General features: G+C 54.3%; 14 protein-coding genes and 3 tRNA genes. 12 read left to right on the forward strand and 5 right to left on the reverse strand.

The window, feature by feature from the left end:
* Positions 1 to 25: 25 nt before the first annotated feature.
* Positions 26 to 472, forward strand: a complete 447-nt coding sequence (locus DW349_RS08370) for a hypothetical protein (protein WP_108124395.1) — start codon at positions 26 to 28, stop codon at positions 470 to 472.
* Here DW349_RS08370 and DW349_RS08375 read toward each other — a convergent pair whose 3' ends face one another.
* Complete coding sequence (locus DW349_RS08375) at positions 473 to 1,237, reverse strand: sulfite exporter TauE/SafE family protein (RefSeq protein ID WP_108124394.1); 765 nt, start codon at positions 1,235 to 1,237, stop codon at positions 473 to 475.
* 193 nt (positions 1,238 to 1,430) lie between these two features.
* Here DW349_RS08375 and cysB point away from each other — a divergent pair, with 193 nt between their 5' ends.
* Positions 1,431 to 2,405, forward strand: a complete 975-nt coding sequence (gene cysB / locus DW349_RS08380) for an HTH-type transcriptional regulator CysB (RefSeq protein WP_108124393.1) — start codon at positions 1,431 to 1,433, stop codon at positions 2,403 to 2,405.
* A gap of 9 nt (positions 2,406 to 2,414) precedes the next feature.
* Here the strand turns inward: cysB and DW349_RS08385 are convergent, their stop codons facing one another.
* Positions 2,415 to 3,137, reverse strand: coding sequence for a phosphoadenylyl-sulfate reductase (locus tag DW349_RS08385; protein ID WP_108124392.1), 723 nt, complete (start codon positions 3,135 to 3,137; stop codon positions 2,415 to 2,417).
* A 225-nt stretch (positions 3,138 to 3,362) separates the two neighbouring features.
* Here DW349_RS08385 and thrH point away from each other — a divergent pair, with 225 nt between their 5' ends.
* Positions 3,363 to 3,980 carry a bifunctional phosphoserine phosphatase/homoserine phosphotransferase ThrH gene (thrH, locus tag DW349_RS08390; RefSeq protein ID WP_108124391.1) on the forward strand — a complete coding sequence of 206 codons (618 nt, stop codon included), beginning with the start codon at positions 3,363 to 3,365 and terminating at the stop codon, positions 3,978 to 3,980.
* Positions 3,981 to 3,985: 5 nt separating this feature from the next.
* Here thrH and pabB read toward each other — a convergent pair whose 3' ends face one another.
* Positions 3,986 to 5,353, reverse strand: coding sequence for an aminodeoxychorismate synthase component I (gene pabB / locus DW349_RS08395; RefSeq protein ID WP_108124390.1), 1,368 nt, complete (start codon positions 5,351 to 5,353; stop codon positions 3,986 to 3,988).
* A 97-nt stretch (positions 5,354 to 5,450) separates the two neighbouring features.
* Positions 5,451 to 5,837: an FHA domain-containing protein gene (locus DW349_RS08400; RefSeq protein ID WP_108124389.1), complete on the reverse strand. Its 387-nt coding sequence runs from the start codon at positions 5,835 to 5,837 to the stop codon at positions 5,451 to 5,453.
* A 151-nt stretch (positions 5,838 to 5,988) separates the two neighbouring features.
* On the opposite strand from DW349_RS08400, the gene DW349_RS08405 reads away from it, so the two are divergent.
* From DW349_RS08405 to DW349_RS08445, 9 genes are all read left to right on the forward strand, one after another.
* The gene (locus DW349_RS08405) at positions 5,989 to 8,049 is read left to right on the forward strand and encodes a serine/threonine-protein kinase (protein WP_157954244.1); all 2,061 of its coding nucleotides are present in this window, start codon (positions 5,989 to 5,991) and stop codon (positions 8,047 to 8,049) included.
* A 42-nt stretch (positions 8,050 to 8,091) separates the two neighbouring features.
* The gene (locus tag DW349_RS08410; protein ID WP_108124387.1) at positions 8,092 to 9,492 is read left to right on the forward strand and encodes a PhoH family protein; all 1,401 of its coding nucleotides are present in this window, start codon (positions 8,092 to 8,094) and stop codon (positions 9,490 to 9,492) included.
* Between the two features lie 123 nt (positions 9,493 to 9,615).
* Entirely contained in the window at positions 9,616 to 10,260 is a 645-nt protein-coding gene (gene uvrY, locus DW349_RS08415) for a UvrY/SirA/GacA family response regulator transcription factor (RefSeq protein WP_108124386.1), read from the forward strand.
* A gap of 7 nt (positions 10,261 to 10,267) precedes the next feature.
* Complete coding sequence (gene uvrC / locus DW349_RS08420) at positions 10,268 to 12,100, forward strand: excinuclease ABC subunit UvrC (RefSeq protein WP_108124385.1); 1,833 nt, start codon at positions 10,268 to 10,270, stop codon at positions 12,098 to 12,100.
* 122 nt (positions 12,101 to 12,222) lie between these two features.
* Entirely contained in the window at positions 12,223 to 12,780 is a 558-nt protein-coding gene (pgsA, locus tag DW349_RS08425) for a CDP-diacylglycerol--glycerol-3-phosphate 3-phosphatidyltransferase (RefSeq protein WP_108124384.1), read from the forward strand.
* Positions 12,781 to 13,119: 339 nt separating this feature from the next.
* Positions 13,120 to 13,194: transfer RNA gene (locus DW349_RS08430), tRNA-Gly, on the forward strand.
* 143 nt (positions 13,195 to 13,337) lie between these two features.
* A tRNA-Cys gene (locus tag DW349_RS08435) sits at positions 13,338 to 13,411 on the forward strand.
* A gap of 56 nt (positions 13,412 to 13,467) precedes the next feature.
* Positions 13,468 to 13,555: transfer RNA gene (locus tag DW349_RS08440), tRNA-Leu, on the forward strand.
* Positions 13,556 to 13,692: 137 nt separating this feature from the next.
* Positions 13,693 to 14,460 carry an AAA family ATPase gene (locus tag DW349_RS08445; RefSeq protein ID WP_108127630.1) on the forward strand — a complete coding sequence of 256 codons (768 nt, stop codon included), beginning with the start codon at positions 13,693 to 13,695 and terminating at the stop codon, positions 14,458 to 14,460.
* A gap of 71 nt (positions 14,461 to 14,531) precedes the next feature.
* On the opposite strand, the gene DW349_RS08450 is transcribed toward DW349_RS08445, so the two are convergent.
* Positions 14,532 to 15,056, reverse strand: a complete 525-nt coding sequence (locus DW349_RS08450; RefSeq protein WP_108127632.1) for a cell division inhibitor SulA — start codon at positions 15,054 to 15,056, stop codon at positions 14,532 to 14,534.
* Between the last annotated feature and the right edge of the window lie 174 nt (positions 15,057 to 15,230).

Below are 15,230 nucleotides of genomic sequence, written 5' to 3' on the forward strand. Positions count from 1 at the left end.
AAGCCGTAAACAAAGGGTTACAGATATGAGTAGTAAGGGCGCAGTCAAAGAAAGTAGCGCAGCAGCCCAGGTAGCCAAATGGGCGCTGGTTGTTGCCTTCATTTTGGCCCTAGGCATCGCATTGGACGAATTCACGGCCAATACGGGGGATGGTGAATACCGTCGTACCATCTGGGATCGCTTGACCGGCGAGGAACCGCCACCGCAAGGACGCGCTGAAGTCAGCGTTCAATTGGCGCAGGAACTTTGCCGGCAAGAGGTTGCGCGAAGCCTGGGTAATTTATTTCTCCGTGCGCATTTCGATAATCGATCGTCCCGCTATAACGAAGAGTTAAAGGTCCATACCATCTTTCTGGATTTGGAAGTGAGTAATGGCGAGCAGGGCGTTTACGGTCGTTGCGATGTGTCGGCAGTTGAACGCAGAATTCTGGAGTATCGCGTTAAAGGTTGGAGTAATCCTTTCTGGCGATAATTAGAACAAAGCGTACTTCACACCCAAAAGGAGCAGGGCGGTTGCCAATAAAGAATGCATAATCCGTGACGGTAACCGCGCTGACAAAGACGTGCCGACATAAATAGCCGGCAAAGACCCCGCAATGAGCGCCAGTAACAGCGCAAAATCGACATTCCCCAGAGCAAGATGGACCATACCCGCAGTCAGCGTCAGCGGGACGGCGTGGGCAATGTCAGTTCCAACCACTTCCTTGGGCAGCAACGCCGGAAACATCATCATCAGTACTGCGGTTCCGATGGCACCAGCGCCCACTGAACTCAGCGTCACTAACACACCTAGAACGATGCCAACCAGCCAGATCAACATCGGGCTTTGAATGGTTTGACGATTGGACGCCAGCCGAGCCGAAATTCGTGTGCGCAGGATTAAAACGACCGCCGTCAGTACCAGCATCAATCCCAAAGTGGACTGCAACAGGGCGCTGTATTGTTCCGGGTGTCGAAACAAGAAATACAGCGCCAACCCGGTCAGGGCGGCCGCCGGCAAACTGCCGGATGCCATCAATACAACAATGCGCCAGCGAACATGACCCCGACGGTGATGAGCCACCATGCCGCCACTTTTGGTGATGGCGGCGTACCAGAGATCGGTGCCGATGGCGACGTGGGCAGGAAAGCCAAACATGAGCAGTAACGGCGTCATCAAGGCGCCACCACCCACACCGGTAAGGCCAACGATTAGGCCAACGGCGGCGCCGGACAAGCTGTAGAAAAGGATTTCCATACCGTTCTAAACGTCATAGAGTGCTGGTGTTGCTAAACCTATCGGTTATTAAGTATTCTGAAAAAGAATAATTGATCATACTTATATAACTGTACTGTCCTATTGCTGAGTGCTCTGCTAGGCAGTTTTTCAGCAAGGACAACTAGCTGACACCGCGCAAAGTGGTGGTCGCGACAAGCGAGACGGGGAAACCATGAAGCTGCAACAGCTCAAATACATCTGGGAAGTCGCACATCATGATCTCAATGTGTCGGCGACCGCTCAGGTGCTATACACCTCCCAACCAGGCATCAGCAAGCAGATCCGTTTATTGGAAGACGAGCTCGGCATCGAGATTTTTGCCCGCTCGGGTAAGCATTTGACGCGCATTACACCCGCTGGTGAATCGGTGCTTAAAGTTGCCGGTGAGATACTGCGCAAAGTCGATTCCATCAAACAAATTGCGCAGGAATTCAGCAACGATCAGCAAGGCAATTTGAGTCTGGCAACGACGCATACTCAGGCGCGTTATGCGTTGCCTTCGGTGATTGACGATTTCATTCACGAATTTCCCAATGTCGCGCTGCACATGCACCAGGGCACTCCGGTGCAGATTGCAGAAATGGCAGCCGATGGCACGGTGGATCTGGCCATTGCCACCGAAGGCATGGAGCATTTTGCCGACTTGGTCATGATGCCGTGTTATCGCTGGAATCGTTCTATTGTCGTACCTAAAAACCACCCGTTGGCACAGAAGAGTCAGTTAACGTTAGAGGATGTTGCGGCGCATCCGATTGTTACTTATGTCTTTGGATTCACCGGCCGGTCCAAGCTGGACGACGCCTTTATGAATAAAGGTCTGACGCCCAAAGTCGTGTTTACAGCGGCGGATGCGGACGTGATCAAGACCTATGTCCGTCTTGGTCTGGGCGTGGGTATTCTTGCGCACATGGCAATTGATCCGGAGCAGGATCGAGATTTGATCAGCCTGGATGCCAGTCATTTATTCGAACCGAGTGTGACTAAAATCGGCATCCGCAAGGGCACGTTTATTCGCGGCTTTATGTATCGATTTATTGAGCGGTTTGCGCCGCATTTAGATCGAGATATGGTCGACCGTGCCATGGCGACACACAGCCGCCATGAATTGGACGATTTATTCCAGAATATTACCTTCCCAACCTACTAGCGCCGCTTATTAAATATTCGGCGCTTTTAGATTGCCGGCGTGCAGGCCGCATTCTTTTTGCGTGGATTCTTCCCACCACCAGCGGCCTTCGCGTTCATGTTGTCCTGGCAATACCGGACGTGTACAAGGCTCGCAACCTAAGCTGATAAAACCTTTTTCGTGCAACTCGTTGTAAGGGATTTCCATTAATCGGATGTAGTCCCAAACTTCTTTGGACGTCCAGTTCGCCAGCGGATTGTATTTGAACAGTTGCTCACCGCGACCGCTGAAGCTGGAATCCAATTGAACGTGAGGAACCTCTGACCGAGTACTGGGGCTTTGATCGCGTCGCTGTCCAGTGATCCAGGCATCCAACGGCTTTAACGCACGGCGCAACGGTTCAATTTTACGAATACCGCAGCATTCCTCATGACCATCCTGGTAAAAACTGAACAGGCCCTTTTGACGCACGAGACTCTGAACCGATTCCGCTTGCGGACTGAAAACCTCGATATCGATCTGATAGTGATTACGGACCCGTTCGATAAAAGCATAGGTTTGCGCATGCAGCCGGCCGGTATCGAGCGTGAAAACTCGGGGCGAGTCGGTCAGCTTGCTCAGCATATCGATCAAAACGACGTCTTCAGCGCCACTGAATGACACGGCAATGGCGTCGTGCTGATTCAAAGCGCGTTTGATGATTTCGCGGGGAGACAGTCCCGACAGCTCAAGATTCAATTCAGTCAGGTTCATGGATTCACGGTTTTATTGAAGGTGTGCGTAGATTAGCAGGCTGATCGCGGGTCTAAAAATAGCTGCATATCATATCGATATGACATAACCGTTTTGAATAAGCTACCGAAGCACCGAATCGAGTACCGCTGGTTCAAGACAGTGCTGCACAAACTGCCGTTGCCAAGGTCGGGTACGCGTTCTAGTGTAGCCGCCTGAATTTGCCTCAATCTTAAGGACGCATTCGTGGAACTGGCCTGTCTCGACTTGGAAGGTGTACTGATACCGGAAATCTGGATCGCTTTTGCTGAACAAACTGGCATTGAAGAACTGAAAGCGACAACGCGTGATGTTCCGGATTACGACGTCCTGATGCGCCAGCGGCTGGCGTTGTTAGCGCAGCACAAGTTGGGTTTGAATGAAATTCAGGCGGTGATCGCACAATTGCAACCGTTGGATGGTGCCGCTGATTTTATTCAATGGCTGCGCGAGCGCTTCCAGGTAGTGATTCTATCCGACACCTTCTACGAATTTGCCCAGCCATTGATGCGACAGCTGGGTTATCCAACCCTGTTGTGTCACCGCCTGGAAGTGGCGTCCGATGGTCGGGTGGTTGACTACCATCTGCGCCAGAAAGATCCCAAGCGAGCGTCTATTCAAGCCTTCCACAGCCTGAAATATCGCTGCATTGCGGCGGGTGATTCCTATAACGACACCAGTATGTTGGCAGAGGCCGACGCCGGCATCCTGTACAACGCACCGGATAACGTCATTGCTGAATTTCCGCAATTCCCGTCGGTTCGTGGCTACGATCAGTTGCGACAGGCGTTTCTGGACGCCAGTGTGCGCGAGTTGACGCTCTAAACCGATCAGTCCGGTTCGATCTGCCCCAAGGCTTCGAGTAATTGGCGTACCTTGGTGGCACTCTCCGCGTATTCGCTGGCTTCGTCACTGTCGGCTACGATGCCACCGCCAGCGGCACAGATAAGTTGGTGGTCGCGCCGAACGATGGAACGAATCAGGATATTGCTGTCCAGATAGCCATCATCACTGTAGCAAAAGGCAGAACCGCAATAGCTGCCGCGTGACGCTAATTCCAACTCATCAATGATTTGCATCGCCCGGCGTTTGGGCGCGCCGGTGATCGAACCACCTGGAAAGGCATCGAACAACGCCTGTAGTGGATTCGAATCGGTACTGAGTTCAGCGGTTACGGTGCTGACCAGGTGGTGGACGTTGGAGTAGGACATCAGTTCAAACAGCTGCGGTACGCGCACGGATCCAGGTTTGGCGTGGCGCGACAAATCGTTTCGCAGCAGGTCAACAATCATCAGATTTTCAGCCCGGTCTTTATCGCTGTGTTGCAGTTCGTCTGCTAAGGATTGATCCGAAACTGCATCGTGCCCGCGAGGCCGCGTGCCTTTGATCGGTTGTGTCACCATCTGGCCGTTATGGATGGTCAAAAAACGCTCGGGCGAAACACTCAACAGGGTGTGATCGGCGGCCCGGTGATAGACCGAATAAGGCGCCGGCACCTGATCAATCAACCGCTGATACAGTGACCAATCCTCAAGATCCCGCGGGCAGTCAGCCTGCCATTGGCGGGTGAGATTAGCCTGATAGATATCGCCAGCCAGTATGTACTGCTGCAGTTGTTCAAAGCGACGTTGGTAATCCTTGCGCGACATCTGCGATTGCCAGTTCAGCGATGGCATGAATCGCTCGCTGAGTTGCCATTCGTGTGGTGCAACGGCCTTGAGTTTTTCCAATTGAGCGACGACAGAAGCCGGGCAATCTTCATGAATCAGCAGCCAACATTGCTGTTGCTGGTGATCAAGTACCAGGCTCCAATCGTATCGATCAACACTGGCCAGATTTTGTGCTGGCTGATGGCGGCTCTGCATGAGATTCGATGCAATGCCGGCATCGTAATCCAGGTGACCCGCCAGGCCGGAGGAAAACGGCAAATCAACGTCGTTACTTTGGCGACGCCGACTGTTCAGAAATTCGATGAAACTTTGTTCACGGATGATTTGAGTTTGATCACCACTGGTCAGATGAATTCGGCCATCTGTTTGATATTGATAACGCTCGGTCGGCCAGGCCGAACACCATTCCCAGCGATGGGCGTCGGGGCGGGTCGCTCCGGAATGAAACCAGATAGCGCCGGTTTCATTTGCCAGCAGGTCAAACCAAGGACGGGCACTGGGGGCATAAGGCAGTTCGAAGCGTTGCAAGGCGAGATGTCCGTGCGGTGGTGTTCAATCTTGCTGGGGCGATGACGATAGATACTTGGGTCAGTTAGCCCTGCACACCGAAGTGGCAGGGTCGGTATCAGTCTTTGGTGTAGTAGACGCCGGGAATCCAGCTTTTGTGGATCTTGGCGGTTTGTTCGAAGTCCTGTGCGTTCTCATCGAGATAACGAAAACTGACAAAGCCGATGCGAATCGTATCGTCGTGGCGCAGGACAGCTGGCTCTGCCAAGCGTTTTTCGTTGAGAAAAGTACCGTTGGTGCTGTCCAGATCAACCAGCTGATAAAAACCACCCTGGTCGTTATCGGCTTTAACCCATTCGATGCGGGCGTGTTGGCCCGAGACGGCACGGTCTTCGACCTGGATGTCGCTGTCGGCCGCGCGGCCGATGGTCAAATCCTGTCCGCTTAAGGCCACTTTATGTTGGACGACTTCATTGTTGACCTGCATCAGGATAGGCATTTTCATTACTCCAATCTGTTCAAGGGCAGCCAGGCTCTGTTTTAGCTTGTCCGCTTGGCGGCAATCCGTTATAGGTTACCACCAGTACCGGCCGACGTTGATATTTCCTTAGCAAATGACTCAGCAACCCGCATGGGAGCAGACAAGTAGGCGTTCGATGGTTTTGCGGTCCTTGTTGAGCTGGCCAATCGCTTGGCTGACGGCTGTCGCCCTGTTGATGCTGGGTTTTCCTGGTGGCGCCTTTCTGGATCATTCCTGGTTGCGCCTGACCACCAGTTGGGCCTGGACCAGCTCTGCCCCCGCGCCGCGTTTTACCCTCGATCCTGCCCACGTTCCCGAGAACGCCCTGGTTGTTTGGCCGTCCGGCCAGAACCTGAGTCCGATCTCAGGCCCCTTATTGCCTCCTGAAGAAATGTTGCCTGAAGGCTGGCCGGATTGGGCTATTCCCGTCGCACTTGCAACGCTGCCTGAGGCGACAGCGACGGCCGCAGCGACGGCCAACGATGTGTTTTGGCAACCGGCCCGGTATGGCTATAAGTCCTTGGTGTATCGCAGCGGTGATAGTCTGCTTCAGGATGCACTACTAACGCTGGGCCGTGATTCAGACTGGCGTTACCAACCTGGAATCCAGCTGGAAGGCGCCGATCAAACCTTGCCAGTCAATTGGCAGGGCGCACTGCTACTGGCCGATTTTGCTGTGCCGGACCCGGTCTTTGAACCATTGAAAGCCGCGCCGGTACCGAAATTGGCCCAACGCAGTGAACCGGCTTTACAAGCCATCCGGGAACAGTGGGCCGTGCAACAAGGCTATTTCGTGGTTACACCCGCCTGGCTTGGATTGTTGGCTGCTTTGGTCATGGTGTTGCCCTGGCTGTTGCCGCGGTATTTGGCACGACCATTGTGGGCTGGCCCCATTGTCGTTGTGCTTTGGCTGGGGCTGAATCTGACGTTGGTTGTGGTTTTACGCTGGTGGTTGCCGCTGTGGTTTCCGTTGGCGTCCTGGTTGCTGGCGATGACCTGGCATCGTCGATTGCAGCGCAACGAAATGCGGCATGAGCGTCTGTTGACCGAACACCAAACCCTGGCGTTGAACTGGCTGCGTCATTTGCTCGATGAAGGTAAAACCGAGGCGGGGCAGCGGTTTTTGGACGCCTCATCAGCTTTGGTGATAGACCCGGAACTGACCTATGAGTTGGGTCTGGGTTTTGAGAAAAAACGCCAGTACGACCAGGCATTGGCGTGTTATCAGCGATTGGACCAACTGTCACCGGGGTATCGGGATATTGAACGCCGCCTGGCTCAGTTGGGAACGCTCAGTGACCCAAGCCAGACCGTGGTGTTGGGTGGCGGCAACAGCACAACTCGCACCATCGCTACGGCAGCGGGCGTACAAGCACCGGAAATTGGCCGTTACCGTATCTTGGGTGAATTGGGTCGTGGCGCCATGGGTGTGGTATACGATGCAGAAGATCCCCGCATTGACCGACGGGTGGCGCTGAAAGTGGTGCAGTTGGATGCCTTGGCCATGGAAGAAGCGGACTCAGTCAAACAGCGTTTTTTCCGTGAAGCCCAGGCAGCCGGGCGGCTGAATCATCCCAACATCGTGACCGTCTACGATGTCGGCGAAGAGCGTGATCTGGCGTATATCGCGATGGACCGTTTGACTGGACAGGCGCTGTCTGATCGTCTGGAACGCAAGCCCGTGCCGAGTTTCATCACCCTATGCAACTGGATGGCGCAGGCGGCCGATGCTCTGGATTTTGCGCACCGTAATGACATCATCCATCGAGACATCAAACCCGCTAATCTCTATATCGATCAGGCCGACAGCCGTTTGACTGTCACCGATTTCGGCGTGGCCCGCATGACCGGTATGCATCAAACTCAGACCGGGGTCGTTCTGGGCAGTCCGTCTTATATGTCGCCGGAGCAGATACGTGGCGAGTCATTGACGGGCGCGACGGATATCTTCAGTCTGGGTGTGACGCTCTATCGAGCGTTATGCGGTCAACTGCCGTTCAACGGCGATACCCTTCCGGGTCTGGCGTTCGCCATCACACAAACTCAACAGGAGAGCCCCCGCAAGCATAACCCTGAAGTACCAGTGGCCTTGGTGCGTATCGTCAACAAGGCGCTGAAGAAAAACCCAGCCGAACGCTATGCCACGGCAGGTGAGATGGCGCAGGCCCTGCGCAAATGGGCCGACGCCGCCGACTAGGGCGCGGTAAGACTACCGCGACCCACTTCATCAGGAGTCGCTATGCAGCCAACCCTTTCAGACCCGTCCGATCGCAAGATTTACGTCCTCGACACCAACGTCCTGATTCACGATCCGAATTCCGTATTCAACTTTGAAGAGCACCAGGTGCTCATTCCCATGGTCGTGCTGGAAGAGCTCGACAAGCTTAAAGTCGGCAACGCCTCCATAGCCGCAGACGCCCGTCAGGCTGTCCGCACCATTGATGCCATTTTAGGCCCGGCCAGCCCGGCCGAAATCATGGCGGGTGTGGACATTCAGCGCGTTGTACCGGGTGGCCCATTGGGCACATTAACGATCCTGATGCCCATTGAGGAAGCACCAGCGACGCTTTCAACCGAGATTAATGACAATCGCATCATCAACGACTTACTGGCGCTGCAAGCCAAGCGGCCCAACTACAAAGTCATACTGGTGACCAAAGACATCAACATGCGGCTCAAAGCCCGCGGCAGTGGTTTGGAGTCGGAGGACTATCACAACGATCAGCTGATCACCGACATCGACAGCCTGACCAGTGGCTACCACCACATCACGGGCAGTTTTTGGGAGCAGTTGGACGCCCTGGCACCGCAGACAGTAAACGGTGAACGCGTCCATACCGTTGAGCGGGAAGTGATGGAGGAGTTGCTGGGCGGCACCTTTTTCGTCAATCAATTCTTCTACGACGATCGCGAATTTGTCGGTCGTATCCTGGCGGACGACGGTCGGCAGGTGCGACTGGAATTGCTGAACACCGGTGCGTTAATGCGCCAAAAAGCCTGGGGTCTGGCGCCGCGCGATCTCTATCAGGCGATGGCCATGCACCTGTTGTTTGATCCGGACATTGATCTGGTCGCGCTCAACGGTGCGGCGGGTAGCGGCAAAACAATTCTGGCGCTGGCCTGTGCGCTGGAGCAGACGATGGAAACCAAAACCTATAAACGCATCATCGCCACCCGCTCAACTCGGGGGTTGGACGAAGACATCGGTTTCCTGCCCGGCACCGAAGCGGAGAAAATGCAGCCCTGGCTGGGTGCGTTCACCGACAACCTGGAAGCGCTGCACGCAGAGGATTTCGATCCATCCAGCAGCCAGCACTTTGTCGGTGCCAAGGTGCCTTTGCAGTTCAAGAGCCTGAACTTCGTGCGTGGGCGCAGTTTTCAGCAGAGCATCATGATCGTGGATGAAGCGCAGAATCTGACGCCGCATCAAATCAAAACCATCGTTACGCGGGCCGGGCAGGGCACAAAAGTCATTTGCCTGGGGAATTTGGCGCAAATTGATACTCCCTACTTAGGGCCAACCAGCTCCGGTCTGACCTACATGAGCGAGCGTTTCAAAGGCTTCGCACATGCCGGAACGGTAACCCTGAAGGGGGTAGCGCGCAGTCGCCTGGCGGCGTACGCGGAATCGCATCTTTAAGGACTGGACGTTCGGGGCGCATCCTGTCTATGCTGCCAGACAAGGATGTTCCTGAAGTCGCACAGACTTTGCGCCCCGGATGGCTGGACGTATGATGACAGTAATTCGCCAAGAGGGTTGTCCGTGATTCAGGTGGTCGTTGTCGATGATCATGATCTGGTCCGTATGGGGCTGGTGCGGTTACTCGAAGATATCGAGGGACTGTCAGTGATCGCCGAAGCGGCCAGTGGTGAAGACGCCGTTCGTCTTGCCAAGGAACTGGAACCCGACGTTATGCTCATGGATGTCCGCATGCCAGGGTTGGGAGGCATCGAAGCCACTCGTAAGATCCATCGCCTCTACCCTGAAATTCGCGTCATTGCAGTAACCGCCTGTGCTGACGATCCCTTTCCCTCCCGTTTGCTGCAAGCCGGCGCCGCTGGTTATCTGACCAAAGAAGCCTCGACCGATGAAATGGTGCGCGCGATCCGCACGGTAAACGCCGGTCAGAAATACCTGTCTCCAAAAGTGGCGCAACAATTGGCGCTGCAGACGATTAACGGCAATGTGTCGCCCTTTGCTGAGCTGTCGGATCGGGAAATGCAGATTGCCACCTTGATCTGTTCCTGCAAAAAAGTGCAGGACATTTCCGACCAGCTCTGTCTGAGTCCGAAAACCGTTAACACCTACCGCTATCGAATCTTCGAAAAACTCGCCATTTCCAGCGACGTTGAATTGACCCATCTGGCCATTCGTCATGGTCTGTTGGAGCCCCAGGAAATGATATAGTTGGGGCATGAACGAAACCTCAACGCCTTTTGACGCCAAAGCCTACTTAAAGCATCTGACCATTCGCCCTGGCGTCTATCGCATGTACGACGCCGACGACACATTGCTTTACGTCGGCAAAGCCAAAAACCTGAAAAATCGGGTGTCCAGTTATTTCCGCGGGCGTGGTCTGACCAACAAAACGCTGGCGCTGGTGGCGCGTATTCAACGGATCGAAACCACCGTTACCCACAGCGAAACCGAAGCGTTATTGCTGGAACACACCCTGATCAAGCAACATCGCCCGCCGTACAACATTCTGCTGGTTGACGACAAATCTTACCCCTACATCAAGCTGACCACGGGCGGTGACTGGCCCGGCTTATACGTGCACCGTGGTGCGCGCAAAGGAACGTCGGAATACTTCGGTCCGTATCCCAGTGCTGGTGCGGTGCGCGAAAGTCTGGCCATTTTGCAGAAAGCCTTCAAAGTCCGGCAGTGCGAAGACAGCGTTTTTCAGAATCGACAACGGCCCTGCCTGCAATATCAAATCAATCGATGCAAGGCGCCTTGTGTCGGCTTTGTTTCCGAAGCGGAATACCAGGCCGATCTGGAAAAAACCCGGACCTTTTTGCAGGGCCGTAGCCAGAACCTGATTGAAACGCTGGAAGTGGAAATGGACGCCGCCAGTGCCAACCTGAATTTCGAAGCCGCTGCCGAAGTGCGCGATCAATTGCTGTATTTGCGCAAAGTTCAGGAGCAGCAGTTTGTCTCTTCCGATCGCGGTGATGTTGATGTATTTGCACTGGAAGCCAGCGAAGCCGGCCTGTGCGTTCACTATTTGATGATTCGTCAGGGGCGCTTGCTGGGCAGCCAGAGTTTCTTCCCCAAGCCGGGAATTGATGAAGAGCCCGAGCAAATCATGATGAGTTTTCTGGCTCAGTATTATCTGGCTCGAACTCGCGACGACTGCCCGCAAACCATTTTGTTGAATACGCCGGTTTCTGAGAAAGACGAGTTGGAAAAAGCCTTAACTGAACAGTTTGGGCGCAAGGTCAGTTTATCGTCGACGGTTCGAGGCAGGAACGCGCGCTGGGTGGAACTGGCGCAGACCAATGCCCGCGAACAGCTGCAGCATCGCATCAGTCAAAAGCAGCAGGTGGTGCATCGCTTTGAGGCGCTGCAACACAGTTTGTCGATGGAAAACATGCCTGAACGGCTGGAGTGTTTTGATATTTCCCACAGTTCCGGTGAAGCAACGACGGCATCCTGTGTGGTGTTCGATCAGAATGGGCCGAACAAATCTCTGTATCGAAAATTCAACATCGAAGGCGTTGTTGCCGGTGACGATTACGCCGCCATGGCCCAAGCCATTCAGCGTCGTTACAGCCGTTTGCAAAAAGAGGCCGCTCGCCTTCCGGATCTGTTGATCGTCGACGGCGGTAAAGGCCAGATGAAAATGGCCCGTGAAGTCATGTTGGAATTAGGGCTGAGTATCCCGTTACTCGGTGTCGCCAAAGGTGAGACGCGTAAACCGGGAATGGAAACGCTGTTTTTCGAAACGCCGGACCGGGTAATTCAACTGCCCAACCACAGCCCGGCATTGCACCTGATCCAACACATTCGCGATGAAGCACACCGTTTTGCCATCACCAGTCATCGGGGCCGACGCGGCAAGGCGCGGTTGGGGTCTGTACTGGATGACATCCCACAAGTCGGGGCGACGCGGCGTAAAGCTCTGATCCGGCATTTTGGTAGCGCGCAAGGCGTAAAAGCCGCCAGTGCGGCCGAGATAGCTCGCGTAAAAGGCATCTCCAAAGACCTGGCTGCCAGCATCTATGAACACCTGCATTCCAGCTAATAACCGCTGATCATGACCAAGGTGACTTTACAGCCAGATGCGAAGCTGAAATCCTTGCAGCCTTCAAATTTCAAACTACTTCCCGACCGGCGCAGTACCGGCATGTCTGACTAAGGGTTGATATGAACATTCCCAATCTTCTGACGCTGTTTCGCATCCTGATGATTCCGGTGTGCGTCGTTATTTATTACCTGCCGTACGGTTGGGCGTATTGGGCCGCAGCGGCGGTATTCACAGCGGCAGCCGTGACCGATTGGTTTGATGGCTATCTGGCGCGCCGCCTGGGTCAGATGACGCCTTTTGGCGCTTTTCTGGACCCGGTTGCTGACAAACTGATCGTCGCAGCCGCGCTGGTAGTGCTGGTCGAGTCGCATGGTGATATCTGGATGACCATGCCGGCCATCGTCATCATCGGACGTGAAATCGTTATTTCTGCCTTGCGTGAATGGATGGCCGAACTGGGCAAACGCGCCAGCGTCGCTGTAAACATGCTGGGCAAGGTGAAGACCACTTTGCAGATGATCGCTATCGTCGTCCTGCTGAGCCAGAACCCCTCGGCTAATACTGACTTGTCGACGCTGGGTTTGATCGCCCTGCAGGTTTCAGCGGTATTGACGCTATGGTCGATGGTCGTTTATCTGCGCGCTGCCTGGAATGAGCTGAAGCCCTCGGCTGGCTGAAATCAACGCTCTCATCTAAGTGCTTAAATTCAAAGGAAATTTATTGACCACTCCAGAGGCAGCCCGTAGAATTCGCCGTCGTTGTTGAGTGGTCCAGACCCATTAGCGGATCAGGTCCAACAGTAATGCGGGAATAGCTCAGTGGTAGAGCACAACCTTGACCGAGGTTGGGGCGGGGCGCGTAGCCTCGCGGGTTCTCGTGACCCGACAGAGGGTCAGATACAACCAGTTTTGCGGGAATAGCTCAGTGGTAGAGCACAACCTTGACCGAGGTTGGGGCGGGGCGCGTAGCCTCGCGAGTTCTCGTGACCCGATAGAGGGTCAGATACAACCAGTTTTGCGGGAATAGCTCAGTGGTAGAGCACAACCTTGCCAAGGTTGGGGTCGCGAGTTCGAATCTCGTTTCCCGCTCCAAAATTCCATTTCGATGGAATAAGCGGACCCCGAGGGTCGCGAGCCGGAGTGCCGGCCCAGTCGAATCTCGTTTCCCGCTCCAGAAAATCCTATTTCGGTAGGTGAGCAGGCATAATAAAGCGTCTGTTCTGCCTTAGGGCAATGGCTGGATGGCAGAGTGGTCATGCAGCGGACTGCAACTCCGCGTACGCCGGTTCGATTCCGACTCCAGCCTCCATTTCTTCCCGCGCCGAGTGCGGGAAAACCGGCCTAAAAAGCCGCATCAAGTTCCTCGCCCGGATGGTGAAACTGGTAGACACAAGGGACTTAAAATCCCTCGGCCATTGCGGCCGTGCCGGTTCGATTCCGGCTCCGGGCACCATTACAACCCTCATGAATACTGGCTTTAAGCAAACTGTCGATGCCTGAAGCGTTATAGCTAGCCGCATGACCTTTGTCGTTGTATGCCCACCATCTGACCATTAGTCTGGTAACTCGCCACCAAAAAGGCTGTTCTTCATGGAACCCTTGCCCTATTTGCGTCAGATAAAGCTGAAGCGGGACGAGATATCGGACTTTGGCGTTTATCCGTTTGTACTGCCGGTTGTGAGTTCTTTGGATGCGCTGGATTTTGCGCCAGGCGTGACGATGTTTGTCGGCGAGAATGGCAGTGGCAAGTCTACGTTGCTTGAAGCCATTGCGATTGGGATGGGTTTTAACCCGGAAGGGGGGACCAGAAATTTTAATTTTGTGTCGCGACAAACGCACTCGGATTTGAATCAGTTTTTGACGTTCTCCAAATCGTTTAAGCGACCTCGGGATGGGTTTTTCCTTCGAGCTGAAAGTTTCTATAACGTCGCCACCAACATGGATGAGCTCGACGAGCAAGATACGGGGAAACTGGAAGTTCCAAATATAAAAGACTCTTACGGCGGGCGTTCGCTTCACCATCAGTCGCACGGAGAAGCGTTTCTGTCTTTATTCGTCAATCGGTTTGGTGGCGGTGGGTTGTATTTGTTGGATGAACCTGAAGCTGCGTTGTCGCCGTCCCGACAGCTGGCGATGCTCAATAGGATGCGTGAGTTGGTTCAGGCTGAATCGCAGTTCATTGTGGCGACACACAGCCCAATACTTATGGCGTATCCCGGCGCCACCATTTACCAAGTTGATGAAACAGGGGTTTATCAGGTTGAGTACGAAGAGACGGAACACTATCAACTCTCGCGCGCTTTTTTGAACAACCCGAAAACCTTTCTGAGGGAACTCTTCGCTGACGATGATGAGTAGGGGGGGTGCAAAAAGTATTGGTCGCGCTCTGGTGCTATCGAAAACCAAAGCGTGACCACGCCGAGGCCTGTTTACAGCGCGAGTGCCAATTGCTGAGTTGATTCTTCTGTCGACGTTGCCGGAACGGCCACACTGCCTAGTTGCCGGAATACAAATGTCTGTGTATGTCCCGACATCGACGCCTGTTTCAGCACTTCACGGCGAAGATCATTGAATTCGCCGTGCGGTGGCCAGGCGAGAACGGTACTGCTCAGACCATTTTCCAGCGCTTCTTGCAGTGTTTTCCAGTAGTCGGTTACTGAGCGGGTGTGGACGACGCGAACTTTTCGGGTGTCGACGCCAGCGCGTTTCAGCGCGCTGTTATTGGGCAGGCAGGGCGGTGCGATAAAGGTGATCCAACGTTCCTGCTCTTGGCTGAGTTTGGCCAGGGTCGGTACCAGCAGTTGCAGTTGGTTAAGGCCGCCGTGGTGGCACATGACTTCGGTAAAAGCGCCGAGTGGGGTGGTAGAGGCAGGTGCACGCGAGGGCTGGGCTCGGCTACTTTTCCAGTGCTGGGGTTGTTGCAGTGCTAAGGCAGAGCTTTGATGTGCGTGCATGGTCGTCTCCGTTACTGTTCAAACGTACAGTAGCTGTATTTATATACAGTAAAAATACAGGCGTCAAACGAAATGTTGAAAATCGTTTGAGACCGTTTGAATTTGCTGACGGAAAGTCCGGTAGACGCTGGATTGTTGCTGGGAGGGAAGGGTCAGGCACGCTCTGTCTCAGGC

The sequence above is a fragment of the Saccharospirillum mangrovi genome (genome assembly GCF_003367315.1).
Classification (GTDB): domain Bacteria; phylum Pseudomonadota; class Gammaproteobacteria; order Pseudomonadales; family Natronospirillaceae; genus Saccharospirillum; species Saccharospirillum mangrovi.